This window comes from Psychrobacter sp. 1Y1 (assembly GCF_051847395.2).
GTDB lineage: Bacteria > Pseudomonadota > Gammaproteobacteria > Pseudomonadales > Moraxellaceae > Psychrobacter.
Genome location: NZ_JBPYDF020000001.1, coordinates 802,042 through 827,756, shown reverse-complemented (window position 1 = coordinate 827,756; position 25,715 = coordinate 802,042). Strand labels below are relative to the sequence as shown.

Below are 25,715 nucleotides of genomic sequence, written 5' to 3'. Positions count from 1 at the left end.
AAAAGAACCCAGTTAGTCTGGGTTCTTTTTTTGTTTGAAATCTTGGTGAAAAAGATTATCGCTACAACATCTCGTAACGGTTAAGCAGTTCGGCACGCGCTGATTTTATCGTTATAATAAGCGTATATATTTTTATCTAATAGCTGATAAGTGACTTTTATGACTGATGACATAGCTGACAATACCACCGATAACGATCACAACTCTCACCAAGCGCTTGACCCCAAAGCATTACCGAACTTCGATACCATGCCTAACGTGGCACTGATGGATACCGGTCATGTAGACAAAGACCAGCCGCCTTTTATTTTGGTTGATGGCTCCTATTATCTGTTCCGCACTTATCACGCCTTGCCAAAAACCATGCAAAACTCGCAGGGCCTAATCACCAATGCGATACGCGGTACACTCAACGCATTGCTAAAATTGATGCGTCGCTATCACCCTACTCATATGGCCGTTTGCTTCGATACCAAATCACCGACTTTTCGCCATCATATGTCTGCTGATTACAAGGCCGCTCGTCCACCCATCGATGTCGAGCTGGTAGAGCAAATTCCTTATATTCATCGTTTGGTCACTGCATTAGGTATTCCGCTGTTGCGTATCGAGGGTGCAGAAGCGGATGATATCATCGGTACACTTGCCCATCGTGCTGTCGAGCAAGGCCATCATGTGGTCATCTCAACGGGTGATAAAGACATGATACAGTTGGTCAACGACTGCGTAATACTAGAAGACAGCTTCACAGGTAAAGTCACGGATACACCAGCGGTAATCGATAAGTTCGGTATTAACCCAAACCAAATGATCGATTTCCTAACGCTAATGGGTGATGCATCTGACGGTATCAAAGGCGTACCTGGTATCGGCAAAAAGACCGCTAAAGATCTACTCGTTGAGTACGGTGATATCGAAAATATGCTCAAGCATATTGGCTTTATCAAAGGTCGCGGGGCGAAGGGTCTGATCGAACACGCTGACGATATTCCTTTTAATAGACAGCTGGCCACCATAGTCACCAACTTAGCCATCGGTCAAGATTGGAATGATCTAAAAATCAATACCGACCCTTGTGCACACATAGATGAATTGCGCGACTTATATAATGAGCTTGAGTTTAGAAATGAGCTGGCATCGCTCGATCATCCAAATCATCCAAATCATCCTGCCAATGGCTCTAAAAGTGTTGCTGATAGCCAAGCCGATACGGAGTCACAGGCACAGGTGGCAAAATCGCTCCAATCAACCAAGAGCGATAACATCAAAGACAGCACTAACCATGATAAAGCATGGCACACTGTACTCGATGAGCCAGCGTTTGATAGCTTGGTCGAGTTGTTAGAAGCTGCTCCGCACTTTGTCATTGATACCGAAACTACGAGCGTTCATTGGCGTGACGCACAAATTGTCGGTTTATCTTTCGCGTTGCAAGCACACGAAGCCTATTACATTCCACTTACGCATAGCCTAGAAGGTGATGAGCTAACTGCCAAGCAGCTTGATCGCGATACAGTATTAGCTCGCTTAAAACCTGTCTTAGAGAACCCAAATATCGGTAAAATCGGTCAGCATCTAAAGTACGATGCGCACATCCTCGCTCACTATGATATCGATCTAGTCAGCGCCATACATGAGCAGCCAAATAACTGGGCGATGGATACCATGCTTGCCAGCTACGTCATCAATGCGGCAGCTACTCGCCACGGTATGGATGATTTGGCACGTCATTATCTGCAAACGCAAACCATCAGCTTTGAAGATGTGGCAGGTAAAGGCGCTAAGCAAGTTACCTTTGATCAAGTGAGCATCGATATCGCGAGCGATTATGCTTGTGAAGATGCTGATATCACCTATCAGTTATTTGACGTGTTCAGCGTTGAGCTGGCTAACGATGCCAATAATGCCAAATTGTTACACGAGCTAGAGATTCCAACAGCAGAGATACTTTGCCAAATGGAAGCGCATGGTATCTTAATTAAACGTTCATTTTTAAACGAGCTATCAAAACGCTTTGATGAAGAAATTATCGCCCTAGAGAAGCGTGCCTATGAAGTGGCCGGTGAAGAGTTTAACTTAGGCTCTCCTAAGCAACTTGGTGAGATGCTGTTTGAAAAGCTAGGCGTCGCTGGTGGTAAAAAAACCAAGTCTGGTCAATACTCGACTGGTGAGGCGGTACTATCAAAAATTGAGCATCCATTGGTCGATATTACGCTAGAGTATCGCGGACTATCTAAGCTTAAAAGCACTTATACTGATGCGTTGGATAATGTCGCAGATAGTGAAACCGATCGTGTACACACTAGCTACCATCAGGCATTAACGAGCACTGGGCGTTTGTCATCGACAGATCCTAACTTGCAAAATATCCCAATTCGTACGGCAACTGGTCGCTTAATTCGTCAAGCTTTTATTGCCCCAGAAGGTCGCGTTATTTTGGCTGCGGATTATTCACAAATTGAACTTCGTCTAATGGCGCACTTCTCAGGTGATAAAAACCTAACCCACGCCTTTAACGAAGGGTTAGATATCCACGCGGCCACCGCTGCCGAAGTACTTGGCAAGGATGTCGCAGACGTCACTTCAACCGAGCGCCGTAACGCTAAAGCCATTAACTTTGGTCTGCTATACGGGATGAGTGCCTTTGGACTTGCCAAGCAGCTACAGATGAGCCGCGGCGAAGCACAAGACTATATCGATATGTACTTTGAGCGCTATCCAGGCGTCAAAAACTATATGATCAATACCCGTGCCAGCGCCTATGAGCAAGGTTATGTCGAGACGATATTGGGCCGTAAACTCTATACGCCTGATATCAATCACAGCAATCGTATAGTCAAGCAAGGTGCTGAGCGCGCGGCTATTAACGCCCCACTACAAGGCTCTGCTGCTGATCTAATCAAACTTGCTATGATTGCCGTTGATAAAGTGCTGCCAAAAGAGCAAGCTAAAATGCTGCTACAGGTTCACGATGAATTGGTGTTTGAAGTGGATGCCGATAAAGTAGACGAAGTTAGCCAGCTAATTACCGATGCTATGCAAGATGTATTGACGACTACAGCAGTAGAAAAAGGCTGGAATGTCGACTTTGCAGTGCCTTTATTAGTCGAGACCGATAGTGGTCAAAACTGGGATGAGGCACATTAATCACTAACTGCCATTTAATCAAACATGTAAGATATGATTATTTATATACCTTACAGATATGAGAGTTTTTGATAACTGACACTACAATAAGTAAGGGGCTGTAGTAGATAAGGATTAAATATCACACCATTTTCTCAAGGTTTTCAGCTGATTAGATGGTGAGCCATAGTTGAATCTAAACTCGCACTCTTTTAAAAACAAATGGAAGTTCTTCTTATTAATCCCATTATACTTTCTGAGTGTTCGTTTGGACTGATTCCAGAAGTTCTCAATGCCATTGATGTGATTGTTCTTACCGCAAATGAACTCTATAGAGTGATTGACTCTGAAATGTTTAAACTCACTCACATCTAATGCATTGTAACTTCGATAGCTATCCGTATAAACAAAGCTGTCAGGCTTGATTTTACGCTTAATAACAGGCATTAGGGTAGTCTGTTTGGTGTCTGCTACGACAATGGTATAAACCTTACCGTTTCGTTTTAGAATACCAAATACAGCGGTTTTACCAGCAGCCCCGCGACCTCTTTTGCCTTTGCGTACACCGCCAAAGTAACTTTCATCTAATTCGACCTCACCATCAAAAAGCTCATCAGCTTCTAATGAGAGATGGTAATCTATCACAAGTCTTATTTTATGATAAAAAAGTGCAGCAGTATTAGGCTGAATATCAAGCAAATCTGCGGCTGTTCTAGCAGTCACTTCAGCCGTAAAAAACTCTAACAGCCTTCGCTGTGCTTTTTTACTTAGTTTACAACGGGTTATCTTCATAAAAGTAGTCTAGCATAGTGCTTATCTACTACAGCCCCATAAGTAATTATATATTGTTTATATTAACAATCACTTATGACCAGTTAGTTATATTTCATAACAGTAATATCTAAATATGGGGTTTATAATAGGTCATCTGTTAAACCCTAACTATTCGATATTTTTTGCTTTAAAGTGAGCCTTTGGGCTCACTTTTTTGTTTTTAACACATTCTTTTGATACGCAGGAGCCAGTTATTTTGAGTTCAGATGGCATCATTGAAGTCCCTGGCATTATACTTTTGATAGTATGCCTATTGCGCAGTTCACAGTATTTTATGAAAAGTCATGTCAAACAAATTAAGGCTTTTTGGCTAGGAGCCGTACTTATATTTGTCTCTGTCATTCGTCGAGAGTTGAACTATCTACCAGACTTACTGGTTCCAAGCGATTTTTTGATGCTTGGTCAGTCTTATGACTGGTGGGAGGACAGCGTCCTTACCGTTATTTATCTCGTCGCGCTTGGTTTGCTGGTCTACTCGAGGCATTACCTATGGGCAGTGCTAAAAAACGTGCCTGTTTCGCTCTATCTTAGCGTTACTGTACTGGCTATCATTCAGTACATGGGCGAGAACGCTATTATATTCCCGCATACATTTGGTGAAATTGTCGAAGAGCTGGCTGAGACTGCCATTTATGGTATTGCCTTGACCTATTTATGGCGATTTAAACTGGCTAACTATCAGTCATGTCTAGTACAGAAGTTAAATTACAAGTTTGACCACGCCAATAATTAAAACTATAAGTTTGATTTCTTATGTAGCGACTTTGCTATCGTACAAAGCCTTAGCACAAATTTTATAAACAATTACGGCTATTCATCTTGAGTAGTCGTTTTGCGTTCTAGTTATCGTCTTACATTTTTTGAACATCCTGTCACACCTTACTACTAGTGAAAAGTTGAATAAGCGTACAAACTGAGAAGCATATTATCTACATTGCAATGAGCGATGCTTTAACAAACCAGCGCGATATTTTTACTTCTAATGATGGCAACATCTAATAACTACAATAAGGAATTACTCATGGAAAACTCAAAAAACCCGCTACCAGAAGAGATGGATCATATTGACAGTAATCGTCGTGACAATAATGACAACGTCGATAATTTAGATAACTTAGATAACACCAATCAGGATGAACAAGACAATCAATTGGTTGATTTGGACAATCCTATGCTGCATACCATCGATAACGATGATGTGATTGATAATAGTGCAGGATTTAACAATTCAGAAGTCGGTAGTGATGCGACCCAAGGACTAACACCTGCGCATCGTCAAAATATCGATGAGTCACGTGTCGATGAGATTTTGGTTCAGGATAATCTTGATGACAGTGATTATCCAGATGCGATGGATATTGTTGATAGAGAAGCGGCTGAACGTAGCAACGATGATGATTTTTAGCACTTAATACGATTGTTGTTCTACCCCTCTAAACAAAAAAAGCACGCTTAACTATATTAAGCGTGCTTTTTTTATTCTACTATTCAACTTACTAAAACAGCGACTTTCGATTATCTAAACCCAGCCATCTAATGTGCCAGCCCAACCTTTTACTAGAGGCAAGCTCAACGCTTCAAGCAATTCAATATGTGTTTCATCAAGGTTTAGTGCAGGAATATAATGATACTCTTGCCCGCCAGCATTAAGGAAGTTGTCACGGTTTTCAATGGCTAACTCTTCTAGTGTCTCTAGACAGTCTGCTGAAAACGCCGGACTGATTACCTGTACCGAGCGCACACCTGACTTACCCCAATCTTCCAACACCACATCGGTATATGGCTTAACCCACTCTTGCTTACCAAAGCGTGACTGGAAACTAATAATCCACTCATCTTCTGTCAGGCCAAGTTCATGCGCCACTTGCGCAGCCGTACATTTACAGCGTTTAGGATAAGGATCGCCTTTATCAGCATAAGGCTGCGGAATACCATGAAAACTAAACATCAATTTTTCAGGCTTGCCATGCTTCTCTTGAAAACGGCGAATAGAGTTGGCCAATGCTTGAATATATAGCGGATGGGCAAAGTAGTCTTTGACAATCGTATAATTTGGCAAGTTGCGTTGCTTGAGCGTCCACTTCGTCAGCGCATCATATACAGCACCGCCTGAAGAGGCAGAGTACTGTGGAAACAACGGCAGTATGACAAAGTGATCAACCCCTTCACCACGTAGCGCGTCCATGACATCAGGCAAACCAGGATTACCATAGCTCATCGCAGGATGCACAGAGACACGAAACGGTGCCACACTATCGGCCAAACGTGGCTCTAATAGCTCAACTTGGCTTTTTAGTATTTTACGAATCGGTGAATCACCTTCCCAGATACTGGCGTAAGCCTTTGCTACGCGCTTAGGACGACTTGGTAAGACAAATAGATTCAGAATAATAGCCCATAGGAATTTGGGAATCTCGATCACTCGTGGGTCTGACAAAAACTGTTTGAGGTAGCGACGTACGGCAGGTGCCGTTGGCTCATCTGGGGTACCAAGATTCACTAACAAAACGGCAATACGTGGGGGCAATTTAGGTTTCATAGCAGCACTTTATTAGCAGTAAGTTATTAAGGGTTAGGTCAAAATAATAAGAGACGATACTGTTAAGACACAGTTGAACGAACACCTCATTAGTGTAGCATTTTATCTATTAATGACGCGGGCTAAAAGCGCCCCTATACAATTTGATACGCAGTTGCTATTTATTGACTCTTGATTACTTGATGCTGGCGGCTTACTCGTTATTCATTTATAAAGTATGTTCCATAAAAACTACGATCGATGCGCTCGAAAGGCGCGCTCGACGGTTGTACTCCAACGCGCATCACCATACAATAGGCAGGCCCAGTTTATAAAAACCGTGTAGGTAAAATAGCCTGTTAGTAATGTGCCATTTTGCTTTTATTTTATTGATGATTGTAGTCTTGCGAGGTAGCTTTGAACGCACGCTCTGATAATACCAGTGACCAGCATCCTAATTCACAACCTCACCCTAATAGCTCAGCCAATATTGAAAGTGCTGTAGGGTCTGTGGGTGTCGTTACGCCCCAAAATTTTCATTTCGCGGAGCCCTTAACGTTAGAATGCAACCGTACCCTACCCTCGTTTGACTTGATGGTAGAGACTTACGGTACGCTCAATCGCGATAAATCAAATGCGATTCTGATTTGCCACGCGTTATCTGGCAATCATCATGCAGCTGGCTTCCATAGTGCTGATGACAAAAAAGCAGGCTGGTGGGACAATATGATTGGCCCCAATAAAGCAATTGATACCAATCAGTTTTATGTAGTATGTGTCAATAATATCGGCAGCTGTTTTGGTTCAACAGGGCCTACCACTATTAACCCTGATAGCGTTGATTCGGATAGTGTTAGTTCGGACAGCCTTGATGCAAATAGCAGCGATGAGCCGCAAGTGTATGGCCCTGATTTTCCGCTGATCACCATCAAAGACTGGGTAAAAACCCAAGCAATGCTCTCAGATCGTCTAGGCATCGACGTTTGGCATGCGATTGTTGGTGGTTCAATGGGCGGTATGCAAGCGCTACAATGGTCTGTTGATTATCCAGAGCGGTTAAAGCGCTGTGTGGTCATCGCCAGTACGCCAAAGCTATCTGCTCAAAATATCGCCTTTAACGAAGTGGCGCGCCAATCTATATTATCCGATCCTGACTTTAAAGACGGGCGCTATATACAAGAAGGCACTTATCCTCGTCGCGGACTGATATTGGCGCGTATGGTTGGGCATATTACCTATTTAACTGATGACGCGATGAAAGCCAAATTTGGCCGTGATTTAAAATCAGGTAAATTCATGTATGGTTACGATGTCGAGTTTCAGGTCGAAAGCTACCTACGCTATCAAGGCGAACGCTTTAGTGAAAACTTCGATGCCAATACTTATCTGCTTATGACCAAGGCCTTAGATTACTTTGATCCGACGCGCGACTATCCAATACGCGACCACCCATCAACCGTAGCAAAAGCCTCTCCAGAGTCGGCAGTGCAAATAGAAGACTCAATCGCGGCGTCAGTCGAATCTAGCAAAGCCAATGCACAGAGTGAATTAGAAGATGCGGTAACGACGATTGAAGATATTGAGTCTGATCGTCAGCAAGAGCTTTCTGCGCTCAAAGCGGCCTTTGCCCATACACAATGCCAGTATCTAGTCGTGTCATTTACCACTGATTGGCGTTTTGCACCTGAGCGCTCGCAAGAGATTGTCGATGCACTGATGGCCACTGGTAAACCAGTCAGCTATATCAATATTGACGCGCCGCACGGACATGACTCATTCTTGTTTGATATTCCTCGCTACATGGGTGCGGTCAAAGGATTTTTGACTGCGCCATTTATTACCCCTAGCCGCTCAGCCACAGGAGAACGCTCATGAGAATGGATCACCAACTGGCAGAGCGCTGGATTGCGCCGCAAGCACACGTACTGGACTTAGGTTGTGGTAATGGCGAGCTGCTTGCCCACTTACAGCAAAAACTAGGCGTGACAGGTTACGGACTAGAGATTGATGAAGACAAAATCAATGAGGCGATTGGCAATGGCTTATCAATTGTCGAGCAGGACCTCAACGATGGTCTAGCGCGTTTTGCTGATAACAGCTTTGACACGGTCGTCATGGCACGTGCCCTACAAGCAGTAAAAGCACCTGATGAGTTGTTGCTTGATATGCTGAGAGTAGCTCGTGAAGCAGTCATTACCTTCCCTAACTTTGCGCATTGGCAAAACCGCATTCATTTAGGGCTAAAAGGCATGATGCCTGTCTCTGAAGCGCTGCCTTACGAGTGGTACAACACGCCAAACATTCATCTATGTACCTTTAAAGATTTTGAACTGTTATGTGTGCAGCATGATATTCATATTATTAATCGTTTTGCGGTTAGCGATTCTGAAAAGGGCCATACACCTTTGATGAAGGCGTTAATTAGGCAAGCGCCTAACTTATTAGCAGACGTCGCTATCTACCGAGTGACCAAGAAATAGCCGATAAATCATTAGCTATCTTTGTATTTTATAGACTGCTAAACAATGCTCTACGAGCTGGTATTAACCTTAATAGATTGTTAACTTAATATAATTTTTTAGTAACTGTCTGATTTTGTTAAGGACAATCAGGTACAAACGTCTATGAGACCTTGTAATTAGTATTTGAGTTTCGTAAGTTTGGGTGTTAAGCTAGCAAAATATTGTCAGCCACCCCACTATTACGACCGTTTGTCTAATCAGTTAGGGTGAAATCTCTGATTTAGAGATGACAACCCCCTTTTGCTAATGATTAGGTAAGTTCATATCGCAAGATTCCACCTAATTGTTATCGCCGTCTGACTGTCTTTAGCGAGACAATGTTTAGCGGTACAATTTTTTTTGCTTATTAACTGCCTAATTTTGGAGCTGCTATGAAATTATTAAAAGCTGCGTTGTTTACTGCATTATTTTCTTGTGCTGGTTTAGCCAATGCTGAGTTAATATCAAACGTACCGCTTGATACCTCACGTTTTGAGCTTATGCCTGTGAGCGAGTTGTCTAGTCGTGCCGCCCAAGGTAACGATCACGCTCAGTTCTATCTGGCCAAGCGTTTGCAAAAAGGTGAAGGTATTGCGCAAAATACCCAACAAGCAATCCAGTGGTACACCAAAGCCGCTCAGCAAGGTGTTGCCCCTGCTCAGTTAAACCTTGCCATCATGTATTTGCGCGGCGAAGGTGTACAGCCTAACTTGCAACAAGCCCGTCTGTGGTTAGAAAAAGCTGCGATGCGTGGCGATAACCGTGCCAGTTACACGCTTGCGCTATTAGATGAAAAGCAAAAAAATCTGGTCGATGCCTATAAATGGTATGACTTGGCTGCCCGTGATGGCATGTTAGACGAAAAAGTCCGTAACAAAGCACGCGGTAAAATTGGTCAGTTGGCATTAAACTTATCAAGTGATGACATCGCCAGTGCTCGTAGCAAAGCAGATACTTGGTTCCAGAGTAAGTAAACTCTAACTTTCGTATTACGAATTGAATATAAAAAAAGCTCAGTATTTTACTGGGCTTTTCTGTTTTCTATAACATCAAGCCAAGCAATACAAACTATTCAAAACCCATCTAAAATTTGCTACACTACGCGCGCATTAATCAATTCCACAATTGAGATAATGTTATATACCTATCTACTTTTTTATTATCATTGCACTAGGTTTGCGACCTAGCCAGCAGGAGAAAGACATGAGCACCTCTCAAGATAGTAATATCAAAGAAACCGCGATAACTGACAACAATTCAGCCCCTGTATACGATAGTGTAACTAATAATATCGTCGTTGCCGCACTATATAAGTTCACCCGCTTTGCCGATTTTGAGCAACATCGTGAACCTATCTTAAACACTATGCTAGATAATGACGTCAAAGGCACGCTGCTCATTGCCTCAGAAGGCATTAATGGGACGATTTCTGGCACACGCCAAGGTATCGATACCGTACTTGACTACCTGCGTAGTATTGAGGCGATTGGTACGTTTACTTTTAAAGAATCCTATACTGACGCACAGCCTTTTTATCGCACTAAGGTAAAGCTAAAAAAAGAAATCGTTACCATGGGTGTCGAGAATATCGATCCATTGGAATCCGTTGGTCGCTATGTAAAGCCAAGCGAGTGGAATGCGTTGATCTCAGATCCTGAAGTTACCTTGATCGACACGCGTAACGACTATGAAGTGCAAATCGGCACCTTCCAAAATGCGGTTAACCCAAACACTGAAACGTTCCGCGAGTTTCCAGAATACGTCTCAAAAGAGCTTGATCCAACCAAGCACAAAAAAGTGGCAATGTTCTGTACAGGTGGTATCCGCTGCGAAAAATCTACTGCCTATTTGCGCGAGCAAGGGTTTGAAGAGGTCTATCATTTAGAAGGTGGTATCCTAAAATACCTTGAAGAAGTCCCTGCTAGTGACTCTATGTGGCAAGGCGATTGCTTTGTTTTTGATAACCGTGTATCGGTCAACCACAACTTAGAGAAAGGCAGCTACGAGCAGTGTTTTGCTTGCCGTATGCCGATCACTGTCGATGAAATGCAAAGCCCTGCCTATATCAAAGGTGAGTCATGCCCACACTGTATCGACAAAGCGACCGATGAGCAGAAAGCCCGTTTCCGTGAGCGTGAGCATCAGATGCAATTGGCGAAAAAGCGTGGTGAAGCCCATATTGGTAGTGACGTGATGGATGTAATCGAAAAACGTAAAGCCGCTAAGATGGAAGCTCGTCTACAAGCGGAAGCTGCAAACAATACTAAAGCCAATTAAACTTAGCATTAGTACAATAAAAAAGAAGTAAAATAAAAAAGAGAGGCTCTAATCAATAGAGCCTCTCTTTTTTTATGACAAATCTTCAATGCGTATCAAAACTAATAGCACTGATATAGTTAATCGAATTTGAAAGCGGATTGACTATATTAAAATAAGATACGTACGCGGATAGTCTCTTCGACATCTTTTAATTGGTCTAGTGCAGCGGTCGAGTCATTGTAATCGACATCCATCACTAGATAACCAACATCACCTTCTGTCATCAGGCTCTGCGCTAGGATGTTGATGCCAGCTTCAGCAAATAAGCGGTTAATCTGAGAAAGTACGCCTGGCACGTTTTTATGAATATGTAGCAGACGATGCGAGTTTTCTTTGAACGGAATAGAAACTTCTGGGAAGTTCACCGCAGTCGCTGTATCACCTTGGTCAGAGTACCTAACAAACTTATCTGCTACTTCCAGTCCGATATTGGCCTGTGCTTCTTGGGTTGAACCACCGATATGCGGCGTCAAAATCACATTGTCAAACTTACGTAGTGGTGACTCAAACTCTTCGTCAGCTGATTTTGGCTCTTTCGGGAACACATCAATAGCCGCGCCCAAAATTTTACCAGACTCAAGCGCATCTGCCAGATCATCAATCTCAACACACGTACCGCGAGCCGCATTGATAAAGTAGCTGCCTTCTTTCATTTGAGCGAACTGCTCAGCTTTCATCATATAGCGAGTGCTTGGTACATCAGGTACATGCAATGTCACGATGTCAGCTGTTGATAGTAGCTCTTCTAAGCTACCAACTTGTACCGCGTTGCCTAGTGGCAATTTGGTCACAGCATCATGATAGATGACTTTCATACCGAAGCTCTCTGCCAAGACAGACAGCTGCGAGCCAATAGAGCCATAACCAACGATACCGATAGTCTTGCCACGTACTTCGTGTGAGTTAGTCGCAGACTTACCCCAGCCGCCGCGATGTACGGTTGCATTCTTTTCGGGAATACCGCGGTACAGCATGATAGCTTCTGCCAATACTAGCTCAGCTACCGAACGGGTGTTCGAGAATGGCGCGTTAAAGACAGGGATACCAAGATCACGAGCGGCGTCTAGATCTACTTGGTTGGTACCAATACAAAAGCAACCAATGCCGATAAGCTTGTGTGCGTGCTCAAGTACTTCACGCGTCAGCTGAGTGCGCGAGCGAATACCGATAAAATGAGCATCTTTGATCTTTTCGATCAGCTCGTCTTGATCTAGGGCGTGACTGATATTCTCGATGTTGTGGTAACCAGCTCCTTCCAATACTTTTAGGGCATTGTCATGTAGACCTTCAAGCAATAAAAACCGGATTTTGTCTTTTTGTAGTGATAACGCCATATGAGAACTGTCCTATAATTGTTTTATAAGATTACCTGTTGGATAATCTATGATGGATGAAACGAAAACAGTTCCGATATCTTACACAAAATTTGAGGTCGATGTTAGCAGATTAGATGAATTATTGGTTATCAAGCCTGAAAAATTTTTATGCTATAGTGAATTATTCTGTTTGAAACCGATCGAATCAATTATTTATTACTTACCTCTTCTTATAGGTAAAAATTATCACCCACTTATTACCTCTACGAGCTGACTCACCACTGAATTTATAGTTATTTCGCTATATAATAAGCAGTCCCAGCATCGTGCTTACGCCAATATTGAGATTTGACCATGACGCCAACTACCGCTCAAAACACATCCGAAACCAATGCCGTGCAAACCATCCTGAGCACGCTCACTGATACCCATAGTTTCGACCCGACCCAAATCAAAACCGATGCTGAAAGTCTAGAGCACTGGGGCAAAGACTGGACCAAGCACTTTGCCCCTGCTGCTGCTGCCATCGTCTTTCCAAAGACCACTGAACAAGTACAGACTATCGTCCTGCTTGCCAATGAGCACAACGTCGTTCTAACCCCAAGTGGCGGTCGTACTGGTCTGTCTGCTGGTGCAGTCGCTGCTAATGGCGAGATAGTCGTTAGCATGGATAAAATGAACCAGATCGGACAGTTCTATCCTGCTGATCGAATAGTTGAAGTCGAAGCCGGTGTCGTCACCCAGCAGTTGCAAGAATTCGCTGAATCAAAAGACCTATATTACCCTGTCGACTTTGCCTCAGCAGGCTCTAGCCAGATAGGCGGCAACATCGGTACCAATGCTGGCGGTATCAAAGTCATCCGCTACGGCATGACTCGTCAATGGATTATGGGTCTGACTGTTGTCACAGGTAAAGGCGATATCTTGCACCTCAATCGCGGCATGGTAAAGAATGCTACTGGTTATGACCTGCGCCAATTATTCATCGGTAGTGAAGGCACGCTTGGCCTTGTCACTCATGCGCAAATTAAGCTTGAACGTCAACCACAAGACTTAAATGTCATGGTGCTTGGCATGGACAGCTTCAATGACGTCATGAACGTACTCTCTGCCTTTCAGGCACAAATTGATTTGACCGCGTTTGAGTTCTTTGACGATGTAGCGATTGATAAGCTGATGGCACATGGTCAAGTACAAGAACCCTTTGAATCACGTACCAAGTTCTATACGCTATTAGAGTTTGAAGGGCCATACGAGCCGATCATGGACAAAGCCATGGCAATATTTGAGCACTGTATGGAGCAAGGCTGGGTCGTCGATGGGGTTATGAGCCAAAACCTCACACAGGCTGAAGAGCTATGGAAGCTGCGCGAGTATATCTCAGAGACTATCTCAGTATTTACCCCTTATAAAAACGATGTATCGGTGCTGATAAGCCACGTACCGACCTTTATCGAAGAGATTGATCACATTGTCAGCAGTAACTATCCAGACTTTGAAGTTTGTTGGTTCGGTCATATCGGCGATGGTAATTTGCATCTGAATATCTTAAAACCTGAGAACATGAGCAAAGATGATTTCTTTGCTGAGTGTCAGGTTGTCAATAAATATGTGTTTGAGACGGTACAAAAATATGGCGGTTCAGTGTCTGCTGAGCATGGGGTTGGTATGACGAAGAAGCCGTATCTGCACTATAGCCGCAGTGAAACTGAGATTGAGTACCTAAAGGAAGTCAAAAAAGTATTCGATCCAAATAACATTATGAACCGTGGTAAGATTTTTGATATGTGATGAGCATGCTAAACGCTTAACCTAAATAGAAAGACGCTAACCCGAGAGGCTAGCGTCTTTTTTATGGCTTTATAATTCGCAAAAACTACAATCTATAAATATAACAGTATCAATGCGACGACCAGTAATATGCTCAAAAACCCTTGAATAATCAGAAATGCCTGATGCGGTGCCGCGATATGACGCACCATATTACCCAATGCATTATAAGTAATACCTGCCGCCTTAATATGGGGTGGACTATTAAAAGTTTTGATAATTTGCAAAAACTGTTCGGTCCAATCAGACGACCAGCCGTGCGGCGCAAATGGTAAAAATGGGGATAATTGTACGGCCTGTTTTTTGGTCGCGGGGGACCATAACCAACGCTCCAAAAACAGCAAGCGCATACGCCAGTCGGCAAAGCTGCGATGATTGATAACTTGTAATAGCAACACTTCTACATTTTTATGACGACTATCGACGAAGATACGCTCTTGCAGATTAAATACGTCTGACTTTTTACCTTCAATACATTGCAGAAAATGACCATTGCCGTAGCATAGCGTGCCTGTGATGTTATGCTGCTGATTGTAGTTACGTGCGTGGCCTTCTACTTCATCAAAAATAGAGGTGCTCAAACGCGAGCCAAGAGTCAGCGTACTGACATAAACCAACTGAACCAAAACGGAGTCATCTATGTCATCCCACTTCATGATTCTATTGGTATGATTTAAAGGCATAATAAAATAATCCTAAGAAGCCGATGAGATACGGCTAAACGAAACAAGCAACACAATACTATGCCTGAGTTGAACCAAAAAATTGACTCACAAAAACGTAGCAAATATTTACTACGTGAGACTGTTATTACCGTTACAGCTTGCTATGATAACAAGCAAAACAAAAGGTGCTGATAAATATTATTTAGATTCTATATTGAGATAATAAATAGCAAGACAGTCGCAGGTACAATGATAATGCAGAGTTAGGCGCTTATCGGTGCTCACAAACCTAATAGATATAAAGCGATATAGAATGCGGCAGTCGCTATCCTTTAACCCTCTACGTTAGTCAAAAACAGTACTAAATATAATGGGTAAAACGGTCTAAGATATCAACATAACCTATTGTAAATACGGCAATAAATTATTGTAACGACAATATCTTCCTATTGGAATGTTTTTATTAATTTTTTGCACAAAAATCGGCACATCAATTTGCTATGACCCCATTATTTGATAACACTACATTCAATAGCTATTTAAAACAGGAAACTTATGAGTAAGATGGAAAAACTAGATGACTTTCACCTCACGATTGCTGAGATTAAGAAAAAAGATTATCCACAATTAAAGGCATTGATGGATCGTGTCTATGTAAACTTGGGTGGCGCGTGGTCAAAGACAACCATTCATACTTTGATTGACGCTTTCCCTGAAGGTCAGATTGCCTTGTTTGATCATGATCAACTGATTGGTATCGTGCTCTCCATGCGCGTTGACTATGCCAAGTTTTCAAATCCGCATACCTATGACGATTTGATTGGGCAAAAAGAAATCATCAGAGACAATCCAGAAGGTGATGCAATTTATGGTTTAGATGCACTCATCGACCCTGATTATCGTGGCTACCGCCTCGGTCGACGGCTGTATGATGCACGTAAGGAGCTATGCCGACAGTTAAATTTCCGCGCTATCTTAGCCGGTGGACGCATACCTAACTATCATAACCATAAAGATCTGACTCCAGGCGAATATATTGATGCCGTTGAAAGCCGTGAAATTCACGATTCAGCTTTGTCATTCCAGCTGTCTAATGGCTTTATCGTTAAACGTATTTTGACTGCTTATCTGCCAGATGATAAACAATCAAAGGGCTTTGCTACCTTGCTTGAGTGGGCAAATATTTACTATGAGCCTAAAGACTATAAGCCTAATACTCGCAAGTCTGAGGTGCGTATTGGTGGTATTCAGTGGCAAATGCGTGAAGTCGAATCACCTGAGGAGCTATTGCAACAGGTTGAGTTCTTTGTCGATATCATGGCTGACTACAACTCAGACTTTGCCTGCTTACCTGAATTTTTCAACGCGCCATTGATGGGTCTATGCGAAGAAACCGATCAAAATATTGCCATTCGATTTTTGGCGGGCTATACCGAGTGGTTCAAAAATGAAATCTCGCATTTAGCCGTCAGTTATAACGTTAACGTCATTACCGGTTCGATGCCTTTACTGGACGAAGACGATACCTTATACAACGTCAGCTATCTGTGCCGCCGTGATGGTACGGTTGAAGAGCAACGCAAAATTCATATTACTCCGCATGAGCGCAGCGCTTGGGTAATCGAAGGTGGCGATGAAGTCAAAGTATTCGACACGGATGCAGGCCGTATCGGTATCTTGGTCTGCTACGATGTTGAGTTCCCTGAGCTTGCACGTTTGATGGCACTTGATGACATGGATATCTTGTTTGTGCCCTTCTGGACTGATACCAAGAACGGCTATCTACGTGTTCGCCACTGCGCGCAAGCCCGCGCTATCGAAAACGAATGCTATGTGATGATTTGCGGGTCAGTGGGCAACTTGCCGCAAGTTGAGAGCTTGGATATTCAGTATGCTCAGTCATCGATTTTTTCACCTTCAGACTTTGCGTTCCCACATGATGCGATTATGGCAGAGACCACTGCCAACACGGAGATGGTATTCTTCTCTGATGTAAACTTAGACAAGCTTACTCACGTTCGTCATGAAGGCTCAGTACATAACTTAATCGACCGCCGTGATGATTTGTTCAGTTTAAAATGGAAGCGCAAGGCCAAAGTGCCAGCGAGCAAATTGAGTGATGAGCAGCGCCTTGAAAATTCAGGCAGCGTGCTTATTGGTGATCCATTACAAAACCGAGCACAAAAGCCATAATAGGTTGACGTAGCACACTTATAGTAGACTTTATAAATAATACGGCTGATTTTCAGCCGTTTATTTTTATCTAATGTCTACTCTTTGTGCAATGACCATATAGGCAATCACGATAAGATAAGCAGTGACGATAAGCCATTATTTGAAAATAACTGAGAACAATATGCAAACCAAAAAGCGGATGTCATGACGACTGATATTGAGCAAAAAGAAGTAAAGCCAAAGAAGCAGCCGAAGCGAAAGATAGTTTCGATACTTAAAACGATAATGTTATACGGTCTCATGTTTGTCGTGATCTATAGCGTGATCAATTGGTGGCGACAGCCTGTCATGCCTGCCAATCCTCAATTGCAACTGACCGATTACCAAGGACAAAGTATCGATCTAGCAGCGATGAGTCACGAGCGGCCGACACTGGTATACTTTTGGGGTACGTGGTGTTCAGTCTGTAGCTTTACCTCACCCACCATCAATAAGTTAGCAGCAGATAATTATCCCGTGGTCACTGTTGCCGTACAGTCAGGCTCAAACCAAGAGTTACGCAGCTATCTCGATCAACATCAGTTTGACTTCACTACCATAAATGATCAACAAGGCGATATCTTTGCGGATTGGCAAGGACAAGTCACACCGTCCTATGTGATATTAGAGAATGGTGAGATGACACAAGGGCTAACAGGTATTCAACCATTATGGTCATTGAAACTGCGCTTATGGTTAGCATCTGTTTTTTAGCACTTGAGTCGTACTTTATGTTTCAATGAATAAGCATTCAAGGAGCTTATAGCTACGTCTTCACCAATGATATATGACACAGATAAACGATTGATATTGGACAAAATTGGGTCGACCTCGCACAGCTCTTTTTACCCTACCCTTTTTGTCATATAATAGCTGCCGATCTAAATATTTTTTTGAATTATTTTTACTAGCATATTTTATGTTGCAATCGTCTCGTTACCATTTATTATTGACGTAACTATTTACCGACTGATGAGCGACAATGGGTATTTATTGACATGATGGTTGATAAACCGACTATGATGAGCAATATACCTACTATTAGTAATTGAATAATATCGACACAGCATTAACCTCAGCACTACATTGAACATCGAGCCTTGTATCCGGTTTTGAACCGACACACAAACCTACCTTTTAAAAAGATACCTTCTATGACTGATAAAAGCACTGACACACCAAGCCAAGATTACAAAGACACGCTGAACCTTGCGGATACGCCATTTGCGATGCGCGCAAACCTTGCCAAGCGCGAGCCAGATTGGTTAGCTGCTTGGGAAGCGGATGACGTGTACGGTAAAATTCGTCAGGCGCGTGCTGGTGCAACCAAATATATTTTGCACGATGGCCCTCCATACGCCAACGGTCAGATTCACTTGGGTCACGCAGTCAATAAGGTACTAAAAGACATTATAGTAAAATCGAAAACCTTATCAGGATTTGATGCGCCCTATGTCCCTGGTTGGGATTGTCATGGTCTGCCAATCGAACAAAAAGTCGAAGCCAAGGTCGGTAAAGTTGGTCAAAAGGTTTCTGCTACTGAATTCCGTGGTCTGTGCCGCAAATATGCGAGCACTCAGATTGAACTGCAAAAAGCAGACTTCAAGCGTCTAGGTGTGTTTGGTGATTGGGACAATCCTTATCTAACCATGAACTTTCATCAAGAAGCCAACATCGTACGTGCGCTTGCCAAAATCTATGACAATGGTCATGTGACTCGCGGTATGAAGCCGGTCAACTGGTGCTTGGACTGTAGCTCTGCCCTAGCAGAAGCTGAAGTAGAATATCAAGACAAAGTCTCTGACGCGATCTATGTCAGCTTTGATGTGCTCGGTACGGATAAAGTAGCCGCATTGGCAGATATCGCAGATAACATCGCTGCTGTTATTTGGACCACCACGCCATGGACACTACCTGCCAACCAAGCTATCTCAGTACATCCAGAGCATAACTATAGCGTGGTCGCTACTAAAAAAGGCAACCTGCTACTAGCAGCTGATCTTGTTGAAACTGCGCTAAGTGAACTCAAACTTGAGAATAAAGGCGTCCTCGCGACCGTATCAGGCAGTGAGCTTGAAGGATTGAGCGCTCAGCATCCATTGATTGAAGACCGCCAAGTGCCGCTCATCTTGGGCGATCATGTAACTACTGATAGTGGTACTGGTCTGGTACATACTGCACCTGGTCATGGTCTCGACGATTATATCGTTGGTCTAAAATACAACTTACCAGTGGAAAACCCAGTGAGCGGTACGGGCGTTTATCTAGACAGCGCTGCTGTATTTGCCGGCGAGCACATCTATAAAGCCAATCCAAAAATCATTGCTGCCCTACATGACAATGGCCATTTAATCAGCCATACCAAAATTGAGCATAGCTATCCGCATTGCTGGCGTCATAAGTCGCCAATTATTTTCCGTGCTACGCCTCAGTGGTTTATCAACATGGAAACCAAAGGCTTACGTGCTCGCGCGCTTGCTGACATTCCATCAGTAAGTTGGACGCCAGCGTGGGGACAAAACCGTATCGAATCAATGATGACGGGTCGTCCTGATTGGTGTATCTCACGTCAGCGTACATGGGGCGTACCGATTACTTTCTTTACGCATAAAGAAACAGGCGAGCTGCATCCAAACACGCTGGAGCTGATGGAAACTGCGGCACAAAAAATCAATGAAGGCGGCGTAGAAGCGTGGTTTGATGCTAGCTGTGAAGATTTCTTAGGTAGTGAAGCCGCTGACTATGACAAAGCAACTGACACATTGGACGTTTGGTTTGACTCAGGCACCACGCATTTTGCGGTACTGGATCAGCGTGATGAATTGACCAATCCAGCTGATATGTATCTAGAAGGCTCTGACCAGCATCGCGGTTGGTTCCAGACGTCACTGCTAACGTCAGAAGCGATGTATGAGCGTCCACCGTTTAAGCAAGTATTGACCCATGGTTTTGTGGTCGATGAAAACGGTCGCAAAATGAGTAAGTCACTTGGCAACATTATCACCCCGCAAGAAGAGATCAATAAAACAGGCGCGGATATGCTGCGTCTATGGATTGCCTCAAGTGACTATCGTTATGAGATGAGCGCGGGTAAAACGGTCTTTAAAGGTGCGATCGATATGTATCGCCGTATCCGTAATACCTTACGTTTCTTACTTGCCAATACCGATGACTTCAATCCAGCGACTGATAGCATTGATATCAATGAATTGGTTAGCCTTGATAAATTCATCATTGAGCGCGCACAAACCGTACAAGCGCAAATCATTAGCGCTTATGATGCGATGGACTTTCACCAAGTCACTCAGCACGTGACAGCGTTTTGCTCGCAAGACTTGGGTAGCTTCTATCTAGATATTATCAAGGATCGCCAGTACACTACTCAGGCAGATGGACAGCCTCGTCGTTCTGCACAGACGGCTATCTACCATATTACTCATGCGCTGATTCGCTGGATTACACCAATCCTATCATTCACGGCGCAAGAGGCTTGGGAAGTGCTGAACCAACGTGATGCGGATAAAGGCGGCTATGTATTCACTCAAAAGTGGTATGAGTTCCCAGTGTTTGAGCTAAGCGCTATCAGCAACGATGACTGGCAGCGTATTATGTTCGCCAAAGACATGGTAAACAAACATATCGAGACCGCACGTGGCGAAAAAATTATCAATGCTAACTTGTCTGCCGACGTCAGTCTATACGCTGACGGTGCGATGCATGAGAGCTTAGCTAAGCTTGATGAAGAGCTTCGTTTTGTACTAATTACTAGTAACGCTGCATTGAAGCCAATGAGCGAAGCGCCTGCTGATAGCATCGCACAGACAAAAGAAGCAACCGACACCAATACCGAAGAGGCTGTAGATTTAGTGGTCCAAGTAAGTGCGGCTACTGGTACTAAGTGCGTACGCTGCTGGCACATTCGTGATGACATCGGTACAGATAGCGCACACCCTGAGCTATGCGCGCGCTGCGTAACCAATGTCAGTGGCGATGGCGAGGTACGTCACTATGCCTAACCCAACTGATTCGTCTGAAAGCCAGCATGACCAGCAGCCGCAGGTTGAGGTTGACCATTCGCCTAAGCCTGCTCATGCAACCACGGGTAGCTCGACTACACCTAGAAGTCGTCTGAACAAGTCAACAAATAGGACACCAAAGCTGGTGGCCAATGGTAGTCGTGCTTTTATGTGGTACTTTCTGGCATTGGTTATTGTCATCATCGATCAGTGGACTAAATGGTTGGCAGAAACCAAACTGACCTTTCATGATCCAGTGCCGGTGATTGAGCCATTTCTCAATTGGACATTGGCTTATAACTATGGCGCGGCATTTAGCTTTTTGGCAGATGCTGGCGGTTGGCAGAAGTGGTTTTTTTCGGGATTGGCACTCGTCATGTCGCTATTTTTAATCATCTATCTGATTAAAGCACCGCGCAAAGCCACGCTGTTATCTTTTGGTCTAGCCTTAGTATTGGGCGGTGCAGTTGGTAATTTAATCGACCGCTTATTACATGGTCATGTGATTGATTTTATCCATGTGCATTATGCTGATGTTTGGCATTATCCGATTTTTAATATCGCGGATATCGGTATATCTATCGGTGTACTATTAATTGTCATTGATATGCTATTTTTGGAAAAAAAGCGTGAAATGCCACGGTCATAATTATGTGTAGTTAGATAAACCAGTTCAATTCATAAACAAAAAAGGTGGGTTACGTATTCGTAACCCACCTTTTTTATCGATCGCTTTAGTGCTTTCGTCATACCCGTAGCAATACTGCTAATCGTGAATGCTATTATTTATAGCAATTCTGATAGTAAATCAGTGACAGTCTCTAACCCACCACCTGCCAATAAAAACAGTAATCCTGCCATGTTCACAACGACGGTCAAATAATAAGTAACTCGAAACTCAGGCTTTTGTGATTTGTGACGCAAATACGTCTGAGCCAATAGCGCACCTACCCAACCGCCAAGCGCGCTCAGTACGTGCAATGTAGACTCAGGTGTACGCCAGTCGCCACTTTGGGCAGCAGCTTTGTCTTTGGCATACATTATATAAGTGATTAACCCTAGTGCAGCATACCAGCCGACCACTAGCCAGCTCAGTTTACCTGTCGCTGCTAATAAAACTAAAACGCCATAAAAAGCCAGTCCAAGAAACGAGCGTTTCTTTTGGCCCGCTTCAAAATCTGCTTGATGGCTACGTTTCTGATTGCGCTGACGGATCTGCTGATTTTTTTGTGCCATTTTTTGCTGTACAAACCCAAGCTCTTGTACTTGCGTGGCTCGCTTGCGTCCCTTCACATCTTGTCCAACGCTAAAGACCACTGCCTCACCGATATCAGGACGGCGCTTAGCCTTAAACTCACTTATATGAAAGAAGACAGACTCGCCTGCTTCAGTTTCAATAAAGCCAAACCCTTTATCGTCCTGCCATTTTTTGACAGTGCCTTGTTGTTTATTCACCACCGACATCTCATATCTTTTAGAATTGCCAATTATAGTACACTATCTGCGTTACATTATTGACGCTTACATCCGGCCTTAGATGGCTTATTATTTCTTACACTATAATACTGCAATTAAAAACACTTTAATCAAACGCATTATTTTCTATTCTTTTATTCTAGCAACCGATGGCTTTTTATTATGACTCAATCTCAATTTATTAACCCAAACGAAGACACTCGTATCGCTCATGGTAGCCTTGTGAAATTGCACTTTGAAGTTTCACTAGAGAACGGCACCATCATCGACTCAACCTTTAATCGTGATGCACCTGTGACTTTGACCATTGGTGATGAAAGCTTGTTACCTGGTTTTGAGCAGGTACTGATGAATCTACGCGCCGGTGACACTCGTACCGCACACCTTGAGCCAGAGCAAGCTTTTGGCGAGTGGAATCCTGAAAACATTCAACATTTTAGCCGTACTCAGTTTGCGCTAGTCGCTGACAATCCAGAAATTGGCATGATGGTTGAGTTCGAAGACAAAGGTAAAAACACCTTGCCCGGTACGATTAGTGCCATCGATGAAGACCAAGTTGAAGTAGACTTTAACCACCCTCTCGCAGGACAAGACGTATTATTCAAAGTGAAAATATTTAAAGTCACACCACCCGGTGTCACTGGTATCAAATTGATGTAAACATCAATAAATACAACTCATCTAAAAATAAATATTGATAAAAAACAGTCAAAAGGGAGACTTATATGCAGTATCAAACGTTACCGCAACTCGATGAAAAAGTATCTAAAATCTGTCTAGGCACGATGACATGGGGACAGCAAAATACTGAGTCCGAAGCACATGAGCAAATGGACATGGCACTCAGTGAAGGTGTGAACTTTTGGGATACCGCCGAGATGTACCCGTCACCACCAGATAAAGACAAACAGGGCGATACTGAACGCTTTATGGGCACTTGGTTTAACAAGACCAAACAGCGTGACAAAGTCATCCTTGCTAGCAAAATATCACCAATGGACTTTTTGCGTGATGGTCAAACGCGCTTTAACGCCGAGCATATTAGCAGCGCTATTGACGGCAACCTTGAGCGTCTACAAACTGATTATATCGATATCTATCAGCTACACTGGCCTGAGCGTAAGACAAATTTTTTCGGTCAGCGCGGCTACACAGAAGAGATGGCAGCTCAGTCATTAGACGATTTAACACCATTTCTAGAGACCATTCAGGCTCTAAATGACGAAATCAAAAAAGGTCGTATTCGTGCTTATGGTCTATCGAATGATACCGCGTGGGGACTGATGCGCTACCTATGGGAAGCAGATAAAAACGGCCTAATTCCACCACTTACCGTACAAAATCCATATAGTTTATTGAACCGTTTATATGAAGTTGGTATGGCTGAGATTGCCCATCGTGAAAACGTGGGTCTACTTGCGTATTCACCGCTTGGTTTTGGTGTATTGTCTGGTAAATACCTTGATGGTAAACGTCCAACTGGCGCGCGTCTGACCATGTATGATCGTTTCGGTCGTTATGTGAATGAGCAAGCCAAATCAGCCACTGAACAATATGCCAAGATAGCTGCTGATGCAGGTTTGAACATGGCGCAGATGTCATTAGCTTTTGTAAACTCTCGTCACTTTGTCACCAGTAACATCATTGGGGCAACGACGACCGAGCAACTCAAATCAAACATCGACAGTGTCAATGTGGAGCTAACAGCAGACGTATTAGAAGCGATTGAAGCGGTGCATACACAGCAGCCTAATCCATCGCCATAGTTGGTCTTTTATAGAGATTGGATGTTAATAGAGCTTACTGAATAAATGACATTATGCGTGCTATATTAAATCTCTTATAAAAAAGGGCGCAAATCGTTTCGATTTGCGCCCTTTTATTAACTGGCTGAGATTAGCTACACTAGCTCAACTCTAACTAGTTCAACTGTAAATAATCAGTCTTCAACTGGTGCGCTAAGGACTCTTGAATGTAGATCTGCTAGTCCTTCGTTCATGCGTGCTTGCAATAAATTGGTCAGCTCGCTTTTATTACGACCTTCTGGATCTATAGGCGCAAGTGGCAACACGTAAGCGGTCACGTTTTTGCTATCGAGCACTTTTTTCATACTTTCTTTCATTGTAAGCTTGCCATAGTATGGCAATGCGTCGCTTAGTGTGCCGTCTTTATTGACATAAGCAATGATGATCGGTCTGATAGGCACATCAGCATCTATGGCTGCTTGCAGCAATGTTCCATGAATGCGTTTTACTTTTTTACCACTAGTGGTCGTCGCCTCAGGGAAGAAAATAATCGAAAAACCTTTGGCTAAAAAGTCAGCAATCTGCGCCGATACTGAGCTTGCATCACCGGAGCCGCGCTCAATGAAAAGCGTTCCTGCGGCATGAGCAAGTTTGCCAAATACAGGCCATTCACCGATTTCAGCCTTGGATAAAAAGAACGCTGGGCTCACAGTACCAACGACAGGGATATCCATCCATGACACGTGATTCGATACCCACAAGCCATGGAACTGCTCTACAGGTTCCACTTCTACCACTTTTACCCCAAAAGAGCCTGCCATCTTGCGGCAGAATGTCTGGATATAGCGTGGTAGGGTCTCGCGTGGTGGCTGCTTAAATGCACCGATACGCTTTGCTGCGCGTATGCCGCCGACCATGGTCGTGGTCATACCAGCAACCTGCCTGCCTCGGCTCAACTGTCGTCTGAGTGAAAAGCTTGATTTAGCTTGGCTCATCTTCGCCCTCATGATTAAATAACGGGTGTTTAATAGTCAAAAAACGAGCCCAGTATAACAAAGTTCGCACACTCAGTGATAGCTTGTTCACTCAGTGAGTGCCGACTTTTATACAAATGGGTAATAAAGCAGATTTATAAAAAATTATCCGCAGCAAACG

The 25,715-nt window shown here is 43.5% G+C and carries 20 protein-coding genes; 14 read left to right on the top strand and 6 right to left on the bottom strand.

Annotation, left to right across the window (positions count from 1 at the left end; genetic code table 11):
- Window positions 1–159 precede the first annotated feature (159 nt).
- Window positions 160–3,147, top strand: coding sequence for a DNA polymerase I (gene polA / locus ACS8FA_RS17485; RefSeq protein WP_439267384.1), 2,988 nt, complete (start codon window positions 160–162; stop codon window positions 3,145–3,147).
- A 114-nt stretch (window positions 3,148–3,261) separates the two neighbouring features.
- On the opposite strand, the gene ACS8FA_RS17480 is transcribed toward polA, so the two are convergent.
- Window positions 3,262–3,918: an IS1595 family transposase gene (locus ACS8FA_RS17480; protein ID WP_045455674.1), complete on the bottom strand. Its 657-nt coding sequence runs from the start codon at window positions 3,916–3,918 to the stop codon at window positions 3,262–3,264.
- A gap of 316 nt (window positions 3,919–4,234) precedes the next feature.
- Here ACS8FA_RS17480 and ACS8FA_RS17475 point away from each other — a divergent pair, with 316 nt between their 5' ends.
- Window positions 4,235–4,693: a hypothetical protein gene (locus tag ACS8FA_RS17475; protein ID WP_439266109.1), complete on the top strand. Its 459-nt coding sequence runs from the start codon at window positions 4,235–4,237 to the stop codon at window positions 4,691–4,693.
- A gap of 288 nt (window positions 4,694–4,981) precedes the next feature.
- Entirely contained in the window at window positions 4,982–5,365 is a 384-nt protein-coding gene (locus ACS8FA_RS17470) for a hypothetical protein (RefSeq protein WP_439266110.1), read from the top strand.
- A 114-nt stretch (window positions 5,366–5,479) separates the two neighbouring features.
- On the opposite strand, the gene hemH is transcribed toward ACS8FA_RS17470, so the two are convergent.
- Window positions 5,480–6,499: a ferrochelatase gene (gene hemH, locus ACS8FA_RS17465; protein ID WP_102090514.1), complete on the bottom strand. Its 1,020-nt coding sequence runs from the start codon at window positions 6,497–6,499 to the stop codon at window positions 5,480–5,482.
- Window positions 6,500–6,967: 468 nt separating this feature from the next.
- On the opposite strand from hemH, the gene metX reads away from it, so the two are divergent.
- From metX to trhO, 4 genes are all read left to right on the top strand, one after another.
- Window positions 6,968–8,353 (top strand): homoserine O-acetyltransferase MetX, encoded by a 1,386-nt coding sequence (metX, locus tag ACS8FA_RS17460; RefSeq protein WP_439266179.1) that lies wholly within the window; start codon window positions 6,968–6,970, stop codon window positions 8,351–8,353.
- Entirely contained in the window at window positions 8,350–8,958 is a 609-nt protein-coding gene (gene metW / locus ACS8FA_RS17455; protein WP_439266112.1) for a methionine biosynthesis protein MetW, read from the top strand. Before metX ends, metW begins: the two co-directional genes overlap by 4 nt.
- Window positions 8,959–9,371: 413 nt before the next feature.
- The gene (locus tag ACS8FA_RS17450; RefSeq protein ID WP_057758462.1) at window positions 9,372–9,953 is read left to right on the top strand and encodes a tetratricopeptide repeat protein; all 582 of its coding nucleotides are present in this window, start codon (window positions 9,372–9,374) and stop codon (window positions 9,951–9,953) included.
- A 229-nt stretch (window positions 9,954–10,182) separates the two neighbouring features.
- Window positions 10,183–11,256: an oxygen-dependent tRNA uridine(34) hydroxylase TrhO gene (trhO, locus tag ACS8FA_RS17445; protein ID WP_439266114.1), complete on the top strand. Its 1,074-nt coding sequence runs from the start codon at window positions 10,183–10,185 to the stop codon at window positions 11,254–11,256.
- A gap of 149 nt (window positions 11,257–11,405) precedes the next feature.
- Here the strand turns inward: trhO and serA are convergent, their stop codons facing one another.
- Window positions 11,406–12,632: a phosphoglycerate dehydrogenase gene (gene serA, locus ACS8FA_RS17440; protein ID WP_057758460.1), complete on the bottom strand. Its 1,227-nt coding sequence runs from the start codon at window positions 12,630–12,632 to the stop codon at window positions 11,406–11,408.
- Between the two features lie 336 nt (window positions 12,633–12,968).
- Between serA and ACS8FA_RS17435 the strand changes: the two genes are divergently transcribed.
- Entirely contained in the window at window positions 12,969–14,405 is a 1,437-nt protein-coding gene (locus tag ACS8FA_RS17435; RefSeq protein WP_439266117.1) for a D-2-hydroxyglutarate dehydrogenase, read from the top strand.
- 92 nt (window positions 14,406–14,497) lie between these two features.
- Here ACS8FA_RS17435 and ACS8FA_RS17430 read toward each other — a convergent pair whose 3' ends face one another.
- Complete coding sequence (locus ACS8FA_RS17430; protein WP_439266119.1) at window positions 14,498–15,127, bottom strand: BLUF domain-containing protein; 630 nt, start codon at window positions 15,125–15,127, stop codon at window positions 14,498–14,500.
- A 537-nt stretch (window positions 15,128–15,664) separates the two neighbouring features.
- On the opposite strand from ACS8FA_RS17430, the gene ACS8FA_RS17425 reads away from it, so the two are divergent.
- The 4 genes from ACS8FA_RS17425 to lspA all read left to right on the top strand — a co-directional run bounded on the left by ACS8FA_RS17425 (window position 15,665) and on the right by lspA (window position 21,988).
- Window positions 15,665–17,302: a carbon-nitrogen hydrolase family protein gene (locus ACS8FA_RS17425; protein WP_134292634.1), complete on the top strand. Its 1,638-nt coding sequence runs from the start codon at window positions 15,665–15,667 to the stop codon at window positions 17,300–17,302.
- 186 nt (window positions 17,303–17,488) lie between these two features.
- The gene (locus ACS8FA_RS17420; protein ID WP_134292633.1) at window positions 17,489–18,037 is read left to right on the top strand and encodes a protein disulfide oxidoreductase; all 549 of its coding nucleotides are present in this window, start codon (window positions 17,489–17,491) and stop codon (window positions 18,035–18,037) included.
- Between the two features lie 440 nt (window positions 18,038–18,477).
- Window positions 18,478–21,339: an isoleucine--tRNA ligase gene (ileS, locus tag ACS8FA_RS17415; protein WP_439266122.1), complete on the top strand. Its 2,862-nt coding sequence runs from the start codon at window positions 18,478–18,480 to the stop codon at window positions 21,337–21,339.
- The gene (lspA, locus tag ACS8FA_RS17410) at window positions 21,332–21,988 is read left to right on the top strand and encodes a signal peptidase II (protein WP_238051661.1); all 657 of its coding nucleotides are present in this window, start codon (window positions 21,332–21,334) and stop codon (window positions 21,986–21,988) included. Before ileS ends, lspA begins: the two co-directional genes overlap by 8 nt.
- Window positions 21,989–22,125: 137 nt before the next feature.
- On the opposite strand, the gene ACS8FA_RS17405 is transcribed toward lspA, so the two are convergent.
- The gene (locus tag ACS8FA_RS17405) at window positions 22,126–22,803 is read right to left on the bottom strand and encodes a DUF1294 domain-containing protein (protein WP_439266124.1); all 678 of its coding nucleotides are present in this window, start codon (window positions 22,801–22,803) and stop codon (window positions 22,126–22,128) included.
- Window positions 22,804–22,977: 174 nt separating this feature from the next.
- Between ACS8FA_RS17405 and ACS8FA_RS17400 the strand changes: the two genes are divergently transcribed.
- Both ACS8FA_RS17400 and ACS8FA_RS17395 read left to right on the top strand, forming a co-directional pair.
- Window positions 22,978–23,475 (top strand): FKBP-type peptidyl-prolyl cis-trans isomerase, encoded by a 498-nt coding sequence (locus ACS8FA_RS17400; protein ID WP_439266125.1) that lies wholly within the window; start codon window positions 22,978–22,980, stop codon window positions 23,473–23,475.
- Between the two features lie 65 nt (window positions 23,476–23,540).
- Entirely contained in the window at window positions 23,541–24,581 is a 1,041-nt protein-coding gene (locus ACS8FA_RS17395; protein ID WP_439266127.1) for an aldo/keto reductase, read from the top strand.
- Window positions 24,582–24,754: 173 nt separating this feature from the next.
- Here ACS8FA_RS17395 and ACS8FA_RS17390 read toward each other — a convergent pair whose 3' ends face one another.
- Window positions 24,755–25,555: a lysophospholipid acyltransferase family protein gene (locus tag ACS8FA_RS17390; RefSeq protein ID WP_201568507.1), complete on the bottom strand. Its 801-nt coding sequence runs from the start codon at window positions 25,553–25,555 to the stop codon at window positions 24,755–24,757.
- Between the last annotated feature and the right edge of the window lie 160 nt (window positions 25,556–25,715).

Coding starts and splice junctions, on each gene's coding strand:
- ACS8FA_RS17400 (WP_439266125.1), top strand. CDS start 22,978: ATGACTCAATCTCAATTTATTAACCCAAACGAAGACACTCGTATCGCT.
- ACS8FA_RS17430 (WP_439266119.1), bottom strand. CDS start 15,127: ATGCCTTTAAATCATACCAATAGAATCATGAAGTGGGATGACATAGAT.
- serA (WP_057758460.1), bottom strand. CDS start 12,632: ATGGCGTTATCACTACAAAAAGACAAAATCCGGTTTTTATTGCTTGAA.
- lspA (WP_238051661.1), top strand. CDS start 21,332: ATGCCTAACCCAACTGATTCGTCTGAAAGCCAGCATGACCAGCAGCCG.
- ileS (WP_439266122.1), top strand. CDS start 18,478: ATGACTGATAAAAGCACTGACACACCAAGCCAAGATTACAAAGACACG.
- trhO (WP_439266114.1), top strand. CDS start 10,183: ATGAGCACCTCTCAAGATAGTAATATCAAAGAAACCGCGATAACTGAC.
- ACS8FA_RS17435 (WP_439266117.1), top strand. CDS start 12,969: ATGACGCCAACTACCGCTCAAAACACATCCGAAACCAATGCCGTGCAA.
- ACS8FA_RS17390 (WP_201568507.1), bottom strand. CDS start 25,555: ATGAGCCAAGCTAAATCAAGCTTTTCACTCAGACGACAGTTGAGCCGA.
- ACS8FA_RS17450 (WP_057758462.1), top strand. CDS start 9,372: ATGAAATTATTAAAAGCTGCGTTGTTTACTGCATTATTTTCTTGTGCT.
- ACS8FA_RS17475 (WP_439266109.1), top strand. CDS start 4,235: ATGAAAAGTCATGTCAAACAAATTAAGGCTTTTTGGCTAGGAGCCGTA.
- hemH (WP_102090514.1), bottom strand. CDS start 6,499: ATGAAACCTAAATTGCCCCCACGTATTGCCGTTTTGTTAGTGAATCTT.
- ACS8FA_RS17425 (WP_134292634.1), top strand. CDS start 15,665: ATGAGTAAGATGGAAAAACTAGATGACTTTCACCTCACGATTGCTGAG.
- metW (WP_439266112.1), top strand. CDS start 8,350: ATGAGAATGGATCACCAACTGGCAGAGCGCTGGATTGCGCCGCAAGCA.
- ACS8FA_RS17470 (WP_439266110.1), top strand. CDS start 4,982: ATGGAAAACTCAAAAAACCCGCTACCAGAAGAGATGGATCATATTGAC.
- ACS8FA_RS17395 (WP_439266127.1), top strand. CDS start 23,541: ATGCAGTATCAAACGTTACCGCAACTCGATGAAAAAGTATCTAAAATC.
- ACS8FA_RS17480 (WP_045455674.1), bottom strand. CDS start 3,918: ATGAAGATAACCCGTTGTAAACTAAGTAAAAAAGCACAGCGAAGGCTG.
- ACS8FA_RS17420 (WP_134292633.1), top strand. CDS start 17,489: ATGACGACTGATATTGAGCAAAAAGAAGTAAAGCCAAAGAAGCAGCCG.
- ACS8FA_RS17405 (WP_439266124.1), bottom strand. CDS start 22,803: ATGTCGGTGGTGAATAAACAACAAGGCACTGTCAAAAAATGGCAGGAC.
- polA (WP_439267384.1), top strand. CDS start 160: ATGACTGATGACATAGCTGACAATACCACCGATAACGATCACAACTCT.